Origin of the sequence: Prevotella melaninogenica (assembly GCF_003609775.1) — a bacterium.
Taxonomy (GTDB): domain Bacteria; phylum Bacteroidota; class Bacteroidia; order Bacteroidales; family Bacteroidaceae; genus Prevotella; species Prevotella melaninogenica_A.
Genome location: NZ_AP018050.1, coordinates 95,951 through 108,985, shown reverse-complemented (window position 1 = coordinate 108,985; position 13,035 = coordinate 95,951). Strand labels below are relative to the sequence as shown.

Genomic DNA, 13,035 nt, shown 5'->3' with positions numbered 1-13,035 from the left:
CCTCGCAAGTATGTTTATGCTTGTGAGGACTTTTTTATTGTAGGATGATAAAGTATTCCAGAGTTAAACCCTTATTTACCCCTTGTTTTATTCTCAGTGCTTTCTTGTCTTGTCTTGTAAAGAAAAATCATATATTCAAATTTGAGAGATGCTTAATTAGGGTTTAAAAGACGCCTAATAGGCTTGCAAAAGACGCCCTTTTGAGGTCTAACTAACGCCCTTTTGCATCCTAACTAAGCACCTTTAGAAATGCTGTTGTGCAACTATTTGGTTAATAGTAAGTTACAAGGGTGCTGCTTTTATCTGTTTTGGGCATTAAAAAGAGGCTTTTTACTGATTTTTTATGTCAATATTTTTCACACTCGATGATGTGTAAAAAGTAACATGATAAGGACTCATGAAATGGAGAGATACATTGGTTGAATAGGTGAGGAAAGCATGAAAACGAAGAAACCCGCACAACAATTGTACGGGTTTCTTTGTATGTTTTATCCTTTATAGAAGGACTCTTGGTTAATCTACGCTATTAATATAGGTAGACAGCAGTTTTTACTCCTCGTCCTCTTCTTCATCATCCAGAACGACGTCAGCAACCTTCATACCCTCGATAGGTAAGGTGCGATCAATCACAGCATTGTAAGAGATAGAGCTCTCGCTGCGTGACAGACCAAGTGGCATCAGCTTGTCGTGAATGACAGACATAAGGTGATGGTTGTTGTAAGCGTAAATCTTTAAGAAGAGGTCATACTCACCTGTGGTGTAGTGACACTCTACAATCTCTGGAATCTGCTGTAGGGCTTCAACAACATCGTCAAACTTCTCAGGGTTCTTAAGGTTCAAACCGATGAACGCACAAGTCTCATAACCAATACGCTCTGGGTCAATAATAAACTGTGAACCTTTAATTACTCCAAGATTTGTTAGCTTCTGAATACGTTGATGAATAGCTGCACCGCTGACATTACAAGCACGCGCAACCTCAAGGAATGGAATTCGTGCGTCCTCAGAGATGAGGTGCAGAATTTTTTTATCAAGACGATCTAAACTTCTATGTGCCATTATTAACTATTTAATTTTGCTTACAAAGGTATTAAAAAAACTCTTAATAAGCAAGATAAGAAGTCGTTTTTTACAACAAATTACAACTTTATAACCTACTTCAGTTTGTTATTTCTACTCATAGTGGCTGTAAAGTTGACATTCAACACGTTAGCCTCTCTCAACGCTTGTTTGAGATCCATAATCGTACCCATATCTGCATGGCGGTCTGCCTTGATACTAACGCTTAGCTCTTTGCGCTGTTCTGGGGGCAAGACGGCGGATAGTTGGATTAGATATTTCTTTATTTCAGGTATGGTTGTTATATGGTCATTTAACTGGACAACCATCTTCTCTCCTTCTACTTGTCCGAGATTGTTTATCGGACGGCCGATATAGATGTGTTGAATATGTGAATTGTTGTACATGCGTGAAAGCTCTGTTGCCATTGGCACTTGGTACTTTACGTGTACGTTTGCTTTCCTCATGTGTACAACTAACATGAAGAAGAAAAGAATAGAGAAGATAAGATCAGGCATAGAAGCTGTGTTCAATGCAGGGATCTCATGATTTTTGCCACGATAGAATTTCATTCCAAGCCTCCTTCCTCTATATTGTCAGCCTTGCTAACAGCATATACCTCTGATATGCGCATAGGCACTTCGTCAGCAATCTGCTTCTGCTGTTCGTTGCTACATAGCTCAAATTCCTTCCCAAAAAGATTAAGCGAGCGTTGGTTGCGAAGGGTGTTATAGGCTGCAACTAATTGGTTTTGCACGTGGATATAAGTATCGTATGAAGCGTTACGGCTGCTCTGTAACTGGATAAGATGCCCCTTTCCGTTAGTTTGAATAAGCTGTGTTGCGCGCTGTAAGAGCTCCTTCATCGTCACGGCCTTTCCATCAAGTGTCACTTGATTCTCCGCATCGATAACAATACGCATTACTTTTCTGCTATCAACGGCAGCAGGGGGAGTTTTTGTCTTGTCGATAGCAGGCAATTGACGTGACAGTCCTTTGTCGAGGTCCATAGAAGAGGCAACAAGGAAGAATATCAACAGCATGAATGATATGTCAGCTGTTGACGTCGTATTGAGTATAGGAACTTTCCTTCGTTCTCTCTTACGAAACATCATTTTCTACGTCCCTTTCTATAATAACGTGTCGCTCCAAAGGCTACTACTCCTGCTGCAAGAACAAGGAGAAGCAGTGAACTGTTGACGAACATATCTGTCATTCTAAGCCAGAAACTGTCCGTGAAGTTCTGTCCATTGACCATCATTGTTTGCGTAGAACCGAAAGCAAAAGTCAAGAGTAAGATGAGTGCGGTAACGCCGTATGTGGTATAGGTAATCTTTCTTGCAGGAATACCATTTGTTACTCCTTCACTTCGGTTGGCTCTTCGTATGCCTCGAACTACGGCAATGATAGAAGCTATAATTGTGATAGCAAGCAATCCCCACATAAAACCAAGTAAGACGTCGGTGAGCATAGGTGCATTAAAAGCTGCATTGCCTGCAAAAGGTGTGTCATATCCAATGAGATAGAATGCTAAAAAGACAATAGCCGATAGGGCTACTATCACGTAGAGAACGCGTTGTGATATGCGCTCTTCATCCATCTTTGCTATTCCTCTTATTATCTTCATACCAGTTATTTTAATTCATAATTCATAATTCATAATTCAAAATTCATAATTATGATTACTTCTTTAATTCATAATTCATAATTCAAAATTCATAATTATGATTACCGATGTACTCTATGTTTGTTACAGAAGGAAACTTGGAAAGAATAGTTGAATATGAATATCATAATTCTTGCTTACTAATAAGCTCCCATTCGAGTATTTGTTAATGTATTGTGACTCATAAGTTATCATAATTATGAATTGTGAATTATGAATTATGAATTCTCTTAAGTTTATATTTCATGATTGCATCCAATAGTGAGATGGCTGATTCTTCCATCTGCGCTGTGATATGGTCAATCTTTGAGAGGATATAGTTATAGAATACTTGCAGCACAAGGGCTACGATGATACCGAAGATAGTAGTAATCAAAGCCACCTTCATACCTGATGCCACAATTGTTGGGCTGATATCGCCTGCCTCTTGAATCTGGTCGAATGCCATAACCATACCGATAACGGTTCCAAGGAAACCAAGTGATGGAGCCATTGCAATGAAAAGCGTAATCCACGAACAGCCCTTCTCAAGGTTAGCACTTTGAACACTACCGTATGAGGTAACGCTGCGTTCGATGTTTTCAATAGAATCGTCTATGCGCAACAGACCCTGATAACAGATAGAAGCTACTGGTCCACGTGTGTCACGGCTCAATGCTTTTGCCTGCTCAATCTCGCCTGCAACAATCATATCCTCTAACTTTCCAACAAATCGTTTGGCATCAATTTCAGAAAGACTTAGATAGATGATACGCTCAATACAGAATGCTAAACCAAGCACTAAAGCCAATGCAACGAGAGACATAAAGCCTGCATTACCCTCAATAAACTTACGCTTCAATGACTGATGAATGCCTGCATCCTGTGCAGTTGGTGTTTTAACGGTTGCTGTATCGGCTACGCCAGTCTCATTCAGTGCTTCATCCGAAAGCGTGTCAGCAGTAGCTGTAACTGCTGTACCAGTTGGTGTCTGTGCTAAAACAATCGTCGAACAAGAGAATGTGATAATCGTTATGAATGAAAAAAGTGCTATTAATTTCCTCATATTATAAACCCATAATGGTCTCCTTATTTTAAATCCTTATTGCTTTTTGGCTATTAAAGATAATTCAATCTAAGTCTGTTAGGATTGAGATTATACTATATCATTATTTTTTGACATGTGTTGTAGCAATCTTCTCTTCAGCCTTCTGTGCTTCTTTATTAGCTTCCAAAGCGTTCTTTTTACGGTGATACTGCATCACCTTCTTGCCAAAGAGGGCAGCCATAGAGTCTGCTGAGAGATAGCGCATAGAGCCAGAATCAAAGCCGACTGAGTCTTGTGGGATGCGGTTTCCCTGCTCATCAAGTGTGTCTTTATAGATGTAGAGTCTACCATTGAAGATATGCCAGCTCGTATAAACAGTCACCTTTGGATACTCAACAGGACTTTCATCTTCCAAAGAGTTTGCTTTCATGATATAACCCACTGGTGAAGCCTGGTTGTAACTCTTCAGAGTAAAACCATACTCACGTGGTATGAACAATGCGGCTTTCATCGAATCGCTCATTCCAGCCAATATCTCTTCCTCTGTTTTCGTAGGATTAGGCTTCAACTTTGGTAAAACTTGAAAAGTCCATGTACCCTTCATCTGCTCAAGGTCAATAACCATTTCAGCCTCATAAGGGTCAATAGGGTTTGGCACAATAGCCAATGCATCACCAATCTGCGGCGTACCGTAGACCATACCATTACGTTTTGCCGTTACAATGTCAAATTTGATAGGATCACCTCCCTCATTAGGCAGGAGAACAATCACAGAGTCAGAACAGCCATCGCACGCCAATCCATAGCGTGTACTATCACCTTTCATTTGAACCTCAACGTCGATTGCACTATGGTCTCCAGACGATACTTGGTTGTAACAAGCCGTAAGGAAAAGCAGTGTAAAACCGATGAGAGGAAAAAACATTTTCTTCATGTACTTACTTTTAGACTGCAAAGATAGTCAATTATTGCAAAAAATATTAGCGGTCAGTCGTTTTTTGGAAATTTTTATCTAAATTTGCAGGTCAGATTGCAAGCTGCAATCCCTTTATTTAGATAACATATTGAAAATATATATGGGAAAGAAAATTCAGTTCAGTCTCATTTATCGAGACATGTGGCAGAGTTCTGGTAAGTTCCAGCCACGTAAGGATCAGTTGGTACGCATTGCACCTCTCTTCATTGAGATGGGTTGTTTTTCACGTGTAGAGACCAATGGTGGTGCTTTCGAGCAGGTAAACCTTTTGGCAGGTGAGAACCCTAACGAGTCAGTACGTGCTTATACTAAGATTCTGCATGAAGCTGGTATCAAGACACACATGCTTGATCGCGGTCTGAACGCATTGCGTATGTATCCTGTTCCTGATGATGTTCGTGCACTGATGTATCGTGTAAAGCATGCACAGGGTGTGGATATTACTCGTCTTTTCGACGGTCTGAACGACATTCGTAATATTGCGCCTGCATTGAAGTGGGCTAAGGAAGCTGGTATGACTCCACAGGGAACACTCTGTATCACTACCTCTCCTGTTCATACAATTGAGTACTACTGCAAGTTGGCTGACGAGGAAATCGCAGCTGGTGCAGAGGAGCTTTGCTTGAAGGATATGGCTGGTATCGGTCAGCCTGCATTCCTTGGCGAGTTGACTCGTCGTATTAAGGAGAAGCACCCAGACGTGATTCTTGAGTATCATGGTCACTCTGGCCCAGGCTTGTCAATGGCTTCAATGCTTGAGGTAGCTAAGAATGGTATCGATATCCTTGACGTTGCTATTGAGCCATTGTCATGGGGTAAGGTACACCCAGACGTTATCTCTGTACAGAGCATGTTGAAGAACGCTGGTTTTGATGTACCTGAAATTAACATGGATGCCTACATGAAGGCACGTGCTATGACTCAGGAGTTCATTGATGAGTGGCTCGGCTACTTCATCAACCCACAGAATAAGATTATGAGTTCATTGCTTCTTAGCTGTGGTTTGCCAGGTGGTATGATGGGTTCAATGATGGCTGACCTTGGTGGTATCCGTTCAACTATCAATAACCTCCGCAAGAAGAAGGGCGAGGCAGAGCTTTCAGTAGATGATATGCTTGTTAAACTCTTTGACGAGGTAGCATACGTATGGCCTCAAGTTGGTTATCCTCCATTGGTAACTCCATTCTCACAGTATGTTAAGAATATTGCTCTTATGAATCTCCTCACCCTTGAGCAGGGTAAGGGTCGCTACGTAATGATGGACGATTCTATGTGGGGTATGATTCTCGGTAAGAGTGGTCGTGTTCCTGGTGAGATTTGTCAGGAGTTGAAAGACCTTGCTAAGCAGAAGGGACTTGAGTTCACTGATGCCGATCCTCACACCTTACTCACTGATGCTCTCGACGAATTCCGCAAGGAAATGGATGAGAACGGATGGGATTATGGTCAGGACGATGAAGAGCTCTTCGAGTTGGCTATGCACCCAGAGCAGTATCGTAACTATAAGAGTGGACAGGCTAAGAAGAACTTCCTTGCTGACCTTCAGGCAGCAAAGGATGCGAAACTCGGTGCAAAGGTAAGCCCAGAGGAGGCAGCTGCATTCAAGCATGCTAAGGCTGATGCTATTGTTTCTCCTGTTAAGGGTCAGCTCTTCTGGGAATTCCAGGGTGATGGTGAGGCTGCTCCAGCTATCGAGCCATTCATCGGTAAGGAGTATAAAGAAGGCGATGTGTTCTGTTACATTCAGGCTCCTTGGGGTGAGTTTGTAACTGTTCCTGCTGCCCTCGGTGGTAAGTTGGTTGAAATCAACGCTAAGCAAGGTGCTAAGGTGGACAAGGGCGATGTTATCGCTTACATCGAGAGAGCGCACGAAGAATAAAGAAAGAATATTATAAATGATAGGGCCACGGTTCCTCACTCATGGCGGTGTAAGCTGACTGGGAGAGGAAGCGTGGCTTTTTTTAGTGATATGGATTATCAGGCAATTATCAACAAATACTATCCTGAGGATAACGAACTTCGTCATATCCTCCTTGTTCATAGCCGTGCGGTAGCGGATAAGGCTCTTGCTATTGCCGACCGTCATCCAGAGTTATCGCTTGACCGTCAGTTTATAGAGGAAGCTGCTATGCTGCATGATATTGGTATCGTTCGTTGTAATGCTCCCGGCATACAATGCTTTGGTACCGAGCCTTATATCTGTCATGGTCGTATTGGCGCAGATATGTTGCGTGCAGAAGGCTTCCCTCGACATGCTCGTGTTTGTGAACGTCATACAGGAGCAGGTATTACTCGCAGCCAAATCATTGCGCAAAAGCTACCACTTCCAGAACAAGATTTCCTTCCTGAAACAATGGAAGAGAAGATAATCTGTTATGCTGATAAGTTCTTTTCTAAGACTCACCTTGATGAGGAGAAGACGATAGAGCAAGCAATAGCAAGTCTTTCTAAGTTTGGAGAAGAGGGTGTTACACGCTTTCGTGAGTGGGTCAAGATGTTCTAAAATAGCGTTGAAAGTACTGCCACACTTATTATAGGAAAGTAATATATTAGCTGTTTTATCTCAGTCGTAGGATATTCGATTGATTTATTAGATGTGTAATAGTTTAAATCATTATTTCTTTGTACTTTTGTAGTATGATAAGAAAGAATCCATATACAGAGGAAAAATATAAACATTATAAGGTAACTGAGCCAGCCCCATTACTTGAATGGTTGCTTGCCAATCTGCATGAAAGCAAGAACAAGGTAAAGGCAACGTTGCAGAATCGTGGAATCAAGGTGAATAGTAAGTGTGTTACACAGTTTGACTATCCACTGAAGGCTGGCGACAAGATATCAGTCAGCAAGAGCAAGAAGAACGACCTCTTCCGTAGTCGTTATGTGAAGATAGTCTATGAAGATAGATTTTTGGTAGTGATTGAGAAGAATATCGGTATTCTTTCAATGGCTGCTGGCCATTCTTCATTGAATGTGAAGACTGTTCTTGATGATTATTTCCGTAAGACAAAGCAGAAGTGTACGGCACATGTTGTGCATCGGCTTGACCGTGACACATCAGGACTGATGATTTATGCTAAGGACATGCAGACCGAGCAGTTGCTCGAACGTGATTGGCATAATATCGTTTATGACCGCCGTTATGTGGCTGTTGTCAGTGGTGAGATGGAGCATGACGAGGGTACAATAGCCAATTGGTTAAAGGACAATAAGTCATACGTAACTTATAGTTCGCCTGTGGATAATGGTGGAAAATATGCTGTTACGCATTTCCATGTACTTGATCGTACGGTAGCGCACAGCCTTGTAGAGTTTCAATTAGAGACAGGTCGTAAGAATCAGATTCGTGTACATTCAGCCGATATGGGACATCCTGTCTGCGGTGATATAAAGTATGGTAATGGTGATGACCCGCTTCACCGTCTTTGTCTTCACGCATACGTGCTTTGTTTTCATCATCCTGTTACACGTCAGCGCATGGAGTTCGAGACGCCAGTGCCTCAAGTGTTCAGACATTTATTTAAGTAATCATATAATATCCAATGGAGAATTTACAATATTTTATCGGCTTACTTGCTGTCTTGGTTATCGGTATCTATCTCATTAAGAAGATAACTGGTTGCATCTTCCGTATTATCATTGCAGCGGTAGTTCTTGGTGTTGCTTACTGGGCTTTGACTGGTTCGCACGTCCTTTAGAAATCCTTTTATTGAATTATTTACGTGAGAATAGATATTGCTTTCTCACGTAAATAATTCTTTTTTATAGTGTTATCTGATTAAATCTTTCTCATCTTGGAAAGCTGTTAGCGTTTTACTCTCTTCGTTAAAACGAACTTAATGCCCCTTTCTCTTTACCTTCAATTGATGTGTTGATGCCTAACACATGTCGTGCGGATGGTAAGCACCAATGGTGTTGACTGCTAATTGCGTTTCAAGTTGAAGTCTATAGAATGCAAAAAGCCCTGTTCCTTTTAGCCTTACAGATTGTAGGTAAAGGGAACAGGGCTTTATTATAGTGTTTTGCTATGAGCTATTTACTTGGCTATAGCAGGGTAGAGTACAAATTCGAAGCTTGTTGGCTTAACAGGTACACGATACTTCTCAGCAACACCAGGGCCACAAGTTGCGGTACCTACACCGCTCTGATTGGCATCCAAGTGTACAGTAAGTAGACCGTCACGTGAGAGCTGGTTGATGTGAGTTGCACGGTCGATAACGCTGTCAGAGAATGGAGTCACAGAGAACTGGAATGGGCTCTTTGCAGCTACCATAAGGCGGTTACGTGTGTCAGAGAGTGACATCCAACGTACATCTGTGCGGTTTCCTGTTGACTGTGGCTTCACATAATAGTGGAACATAGCTTCTGCAGTAGTATTGTAACGTCCAATAAAACCAGCCTCTTTACGGTCGTTGTATGTTTCAACATCGCCACGACCATTGTATTCAACCTTACCAAATGTATCCTTCACGCGGAAGGTAAGACCAAGACGAGCAAGTGCCTTAACTGCTGCTGTGTCTGGAGTAAAGTCGACCTTTACTGCCAATGCACCATTCTTCTGTGGCTGATAGGTGAAGACTGCCTTACCGATGACGTTGCCCTTCTTGCCAATTACGTCAGTTTCAGCACGTGTCACGTCCTTAGTACGAGTAATCTTTGTAACCTTCTGGCTGATAGAATCGATACCATCCTTACGCCATACTCTTACACCGAACTGGTCACGACCATCGTTGTCGGTAGCTGGGCGGTAGAGGCTCAGGCTTAATGGGGCATCGAGGAACTCCTGGTTGCCACTCTTCAGAGAGGTCAACTCACCTGTGTTCTCGTTTACCTTATAAGACATGCGCTGCTTCTCACGTGGGAGGAAGGTGGTGCAATCGTTTGCTTTCTTCAGTACGAACTGGTCGTATGCAACAACATCATTCTTTGTGAGAATCAAAGCATCGTTGATAGGATACCACTCAAGATTGAGGTACTGCTCCTTATCTGTAGTTGCAAAAACAGCTGGGAGAGTAATTGTCGTTGTCTCATGTGGAGCACAATCTACGTGCTGTGTTCCCTTTGTAACAACCTTTCCGTTCTCATCAACAATCTGCCAGTTGAGCTGGTAAGCATTTAGATTGGTAAAATCAAACCAGTTCTTAACCTTTATTGTAATGCCCTTCTCGTTTGAAACGAGCTCAGACTTGATGTTCTGATAAATCTTCTTCACCTCAGAAAGATGTGGGTGAGGAGTGCGGTCGGCTGCAATAAGTCCGTTAGTACAGAAGTTGTCGAAGGTTGGTACATCCTTTGGACCGTAATCACCACCGTAACTCCAATACCAGTTACCATTCTCGTCAACCTCACGGAATGACTGGTCAACCCAGTCCCAGATGCTACCACCCTGCAAGATAGGCTCTGACTCGATCAAGTCCCAATAGTCTTTCATACCACCACAGCTATTACCCATAGCGTGAAGATACTCACACATAATGTAAGGACGTGTTGTGTCGGTGCGCTTTGCGTATGCCTTCATGTGGTCGATGGTACGATACATAGGGCAATAGATGTCTGTATTGAAGTTTTCCTCAGCACGCTCATACTGGATAAGACGTGTCTTATCAGCATTCTTCAACCAACGGTAGGTGTGCTCAAAGTTCACACCATTGCCCGCCTCGTTACCCAATGACCAGATAATGATACTTGGGTGATTCTTAGCACGCTCATACATACGGCGTGTTCTGTCCATGTGTGCAGCCAACCATGTGCTGTCCTTTGCTAAAGACTCCTTACCATAGCCCATTCCGTGCGACTCAATATTAGCCTCGTCGATAACATACAAGCCGTATTTATCGCAAAGCTGGTACCAATAAGAGTCGTTAGGATAGTGAGAACAACGTACAAGATTGATGTTATTCTGCTTCATCAAACGGATATCCTGCTCCATGAGTTCCTTGCTCACAGTGCGTCCCAACTCTGAATGCTCATGCCTGTTGGCACCTTTCACGAGGATAGGTGTACCGTTCACGCAAAGCTGTTTGTTCTTAATTTCAATTGTTCTGAAGCCTACCTTGCTACCAGTCTGCTCGGTAACATTTCCGTTCTGGTCCTTCAAAGTGATAAGAAGGGTGTAGAGGTTAGGGTGTTCAGCACTCCATGCAGCAACATTCTGTACGGTCTTAGTGGTGAAATTCACCATTTCATCATTGTTCTTTGTGCTGACAGCCTTATCCTCTGAGAGGATAGTATTACCCTGTGCATCGGTCAGAACATAGCTTATAGTACCATTGCCAGCACCTTTCACACTTGTTGTAAGGCTGAAGTTACCATTGAAAGAACCATTACCCTGCTTGTCAACACCAGCTGCGACGTTGTAATCGGCGATATACTGTGTTGGAGTAGAGTAGAGGTAAACGTCCTGCTCAATACCGCTTATGCGCCAATAGTCCTGACACTCGAGGTAAGAACCTGATGCCCAACGATAAACCTCCATAGCGATAATGTTCTCGCCATCGTTCAGATACTTTGTAATATCCCACTCCGAAGGCATCTTAGCACCCATGTTATAACCAACGTAGGTACCGTTTATCCAAAGATAGAAGAAAGACTTAACACCCTCGCAGCAAAGTACTACGCGGCGACCCTTCCATGTTGAAGGAATCTTAAAGGTACGACGATAAGAGCCAACTTCGTTCTGTGCGTATGGAACGAGAGGAGGATTCTTCTTGAATTGAAAGAGTTTGTCATCAAACTCGTATGTTTCGTTTACATAGATAGGCAGACCATAGCCCTGACGCTCCCAGTTGCCTGGTACGTTGATGTCGTTCCAACCCTGCACAGCAAAATCTGTCTGATAGAAATTCTTAGGTCTGTTATCTGGATTCTTGGTCCAATGGAATTTCCATTTGCCATTGAGTGACATGTAATAATCTGACTGCTCATAGCCTCCAGGTTGTTGTAACTTATCAACCGAGCTATAAGGCAGAACATAAGCATGTGGCTCAATCTTGTTCAAACCAGTGGTGTACTGACTCTGCCACTCTGGGTTAGTGGTCTGAGCAAACGAACATAATGGGGTAAGTGCTCCAATAAGGAGCGCGTAAAGTTTTCTCATGTCTATGTTAGGTAATGAAAATTTTAGAAATTGATTTAGACGTTTCGTAGCAAAGAGACAGCTCTCTCAGACTTTATTCAGAGAGGGTTATCTCCTTGTCGTTGATGGTGTAGTGGAAAGAGATGGTATAAGAAAGTCCGTCTAAAACGTTTCTTATATCTTTATATCTCTTGATAACACCTGTATAAGTCTTCTTGTTGTCCAATTTCGGATCAACAATAATTTTATAATCGTAGAGTTGCTCAAGGATATGGGCAATCTCTTTGATTTGCATATTGCTAAATGGTATCATGTCGTCGCGCCACACCGCGTCGGCAAGTGCATAGCTCTTCTCTGTCGTAATGGTCTTGGAATTCTTGCTAATAGTAGCCTTTTGGTTTGGTAGAAGGATAACCTTTCCTTCTCCATTCAGTCCAGTTACTTCCAGTTTGCCTTCTATCAAGCTGATAACCTCGTTTCCTTCAGCACCTTGGTTTTTGAAGTTGAAGGTTGTTCCCAATACTTTTGCTGATGCTCCGTTACTACTTACAATGAACGGCTTTTTAGCATTTTTTGTTACTTGGAACAATGCTTCGCCTTGTAAATTTACCTTGCGATCATCGCCTTCAAAGTTATCTGCGTAACTAATTGTTGCTCCCTTATTAAGCCATACGGTAGAGTTATCTGGTAATACGACTTTCTTTACCTCATTCATTGCAGCCACTGTGATGGTTTCTACAGACTGATGAAGGTATGCAAAGAGTCCTCCTCCAATTAATAATACGGCTGCTATGGTTGCTGCAGCATAGCGGAAGAAATGAAATTTACTCTTATTTTTTGTTTGTTCTTCGTGTTCTTTGATTTGGTTAAATAGTTTAGTCTCAGCTTCTTCGATTTCCTTAGATGTCGCAAGTTGGTTGTTCTTTCCTAAATGGAAAGCCAACTCCATCTCGAAGAATTCCTTTTGGTTTTCCTCCGAGACTGCCAGCCATTCAGCCAGCTGCTCCATCTGTTTGGCGGTAGCCTTGCCAACAAGATAGTCTTTAATGCTCTTGTTATTTATTTCACTCATTCTTTTTTGTCTCAACTGAGGCGTATTGTATTTTAATGTTTTAGTCAGCAGTTTCCTGCTACTTATTTCTTATTACAATCTAATCCACCTTTTTACGTAATAGGAATTAATAAAAAATGTTATAAAGAATGCTCTCTTGTTTGCTTAGGTGTGCGTTTACC

12 protein-coding genes are annotated in these 13,035 nt (G+C 42.2%); 4 read left to right on the top strand and 8 right to left on the bottom strand.

Going from position 1 to position 13,035, the window contains the following annotated elements; all coding sequences use genetic code 11:
- Positions 1-549: 549 nt before the first annotated feature.
- From PMEL_RS07410 to PMEL_RS07385, 6 genes are all read right to left on the bottom strand, one after another.
- Positions 550-1,059 (bottom strand): Lrp/AsnC family transcriptional regulator, encoded by a 510-nt coding sequence (locus PMEL_RS07410; protein WP_120174739.1) that lies wholly within the window; start codon positions 1,057-1,059, stop codon positions 550-552.
- Positions 1,060-1,154: 95 nt separating this feature from the next.
- Positions 1,155-1,631 (bottom strand): ExbD/TolR family protein, encoded by a 477-nt coding sequence (locus PMEL_RS07405; RefSeq protein WP_120174738.1) that lies wholly within the window; start codon positions 1,629-1,631, stop codon positions 1,155-1,157.
- Positions 1,628-2,173, bottom strand: coding sequence for an ExbD/TolR family protein (locus PMEL_RS07400; RefSeq protein WP_120174737.1), 546 nt, complete (start codon positions 2,171-2,173; stop codon positions 1,628-1,630). The genes PMEL_RS07405 and PMEL_RS07400 overlap by 4 nt, the downstream gene beginning before the upstream one ends.
- Positions 2,170-2,685 (bottom strand): hypothetical protein, encoded by a 516-nt coding sequence (locus PMEL_RS07395; RefSeq protein WP_120174736.1) that lies wholly within the window; start codon positions 2,683-2,685, stop codon positions 2,170-2,172. Before PMEL_RS07395 ends, PMEL_RS07400 begins: the two co-directional genes overlap by 4 nt.
- A 250-nt stretch (positions 2,686-2,935) precedes the next feature.
- Positions 2,936-3,769 carry a MotA/TolQ/ExbB proton channel family protein gene (locus PMEL_RS07390; protein WP_120174735.1) on the bottom strand — a complete coding sequence of 278 codons (834 nt, stop codon included), beginning with the start codon at positions 3,767-3,769 and terminating at the stop codon, positions 2,936-2,938.
- Between the two features lie 103 nt (positions 3,770-3,872).
- Positions 3,873-4,685 (bottom strand): hypothetical protein, encoded by an 813-nt coding sequence (locus PMEL_RS07385; RefSeq protein WP_120174734.1) that lies wholly within the window; start codon positions 4,683-4,685, stop codon positions 3,873-3,875.
- Positions 4,686-4,827: 142 nt separating this feature from the next.
- Here PMEL_RS07385 and PMEL_RS07380 point away from each other — a divergent pair, with 142 nt between their 5' ends.
- From PMEL_RS07380 to PMEL_RS12235, 4 genes are all read left to right on the top strand, one after another.
- A complete protein-coding gene (locus PMEL_RS07380) occupies positions 4,828-6,606 on the top strand; it encodes a biotin/lipoyl-binding protein (RefSeq protein ID WP_120174733.1) in 1,779 nt (592 codons plus the stop codon).
- A gap of 90 nt (positions 6,607-6,696) precedes the next feature.
- Positions 6,697-7,230 carry an HD domain-containing protein gene (locus tag PMEL_RS07375; protein ID WP_120174732.1) on the top strand — a complete coding sequence of 178 codons (534 nt, stop codon included), beginning with the start codon at positions 6,697-6,699 and terminating at the stop codon, positions 7,228-7,230.
- A 134-nt stretch (positions 7,231-7,364) separates the two neighbouring features.
- Complete coding sequence (locus PMEL_RS07370) at positions 7,365-8,255, top strand: RluA family pseudouridine synthase (protein WP_120174731.1); 891 nt, start codon at positions 7,365-7,367, stop codon at positions 8,253-8,255.
- A 14-nt stretch (positions 8,256-8,269) separates the two neighbouring features.
- Positions 8,270-8,425 carry a hypothetical protein gene (locus PMEL_RS12235; RefSeq protein WP_172586772.1) on the top strand — a complete coding sequence of 52 codons (156 nt, stop codon included), beginning with the start codon at positions 8,270-8,272 and terminating at the stop codon, positions 8,423-8,425.
- Positions 8,426-8,763: 338 nt separating this feature from the next.
- Here the strand turns inward: PMEL_RS12235 and PMEL_RS07365 are convergent, their stop codons facing one another.
- Positions 8,764-11,823: a glycoside hydrolase family 2 TIM barrel-domain containing protein gene (locus tag PMEL_RS07365; RefSeq protein WP_120174730.1), complete on the bottom strand. Its 3,060-nt coding sequence runs from the start codon at positions 11,821-11,823 to the stop codon at positions 8,764-8,766.
- A 73-nt stretch (positions 11,824-11,896) separates the two neighbouring features.
- The gene (locus tag PMEL_RS07360; RefSeq protein ID WP_120174729.1) at positions 11,897-12,874 is read right to left on the bottom strand and encodes a FecR family protein; all 978 of its coding nucleotides are present in this window, start codon (positions 12,872-12,874) and stop codon (positions 11,897-11,899) included.
- Positions 12,875-13,035 lie beyond the last annotated feature (161 nt).

Excerpts from the sequence above, each read along its gene's own strand:
- PMEL_RS07375 (WP_120174732.1), top strand. The coding sequence starts at position 6,697 with ATGGATTATCAGGCAATTATCAACAAATACTATCCTGAGGATAACGAA.
- PMEL_RS07405 (WP_120174738.1), bottom strand. The coding sequence starts at position 1,631 with ATGAAATTCTATCGTGGCAAAAATCATGAGATCCCTGCATTGAACACA.
- PMEL_RS07395 (WP_120174736.1), bottom strand. The coding sequence starts at position 2,685 with ATGAAGATAATAAGAGGAATAGCAAAGATGGATGAAGAGCGCATATCA.
- PMEL_RS07370 (WP_120174731.1), top strand. The coding sequence starts at position 7,365 with ATGATAAGAAAGAATCCATATACAGAGGAAAAATATAAACATTATAAG.
- PMEL_RS07360 (WP_120174729.1), bottom strand. The coding sequence starts at position 12,874 with ATGAGTGAAATAAATAACAAGAGCATTAAAGACTATCTTGTTGGCAAG.
- PMEL_RS07365 (WP_120174730.1), bottom strand. The coding sequence starts at position 11,823 with ATGAGAAAACTTTACGCGCTCCTTATTGGAGCACTTACCCCATTATGT.
- PMEL_RS07410 (WP_120174739.1), bottom strand. The coding sequence starts at position 1,059 with ATGGCACATAGAAGTTTAGATCGTCTTGATAAAAAAATTCTGCACCTC.
- PMEL_RS07385 (WP_120174734.1), bottom strand. The coding sequence starts at position 4,685 with ATGAAGAAAATGTTTTTTCCTCTCATCGGTTTTACACTGCTTTTCCTT.
- PMEL_RS07390 (WP_120174735.1), bottom strand. The coding sequence starts at position 3,769 with ATGAGGAAATTAATAGCACTTTTTTCATTCATAACGATTATCACATTC.
- PMEL_RS12235 (WP_172586772.1), top strand. The coding sequence starts at position 8,270 with ATGGAGAATTTACAATATTTTATCGGCTTACTTGCTGTCTTGGTTATC.
- PMEL_RS07400 (WP_120174737.1), bottom strand. The coding sequence starts at position 2,173 with ATGATGTTTCGTAAGAGAGAACGAAGGAAAGTTCCTATACTCAATACG.
- PMEL_RS07380 (WP_120174733.1), top strand. The coding sequence starts at position 4,828 with ATGGGAAAGAAAATTCAGTTCAGTCTCATTTATCGAGACATGTGGCAG.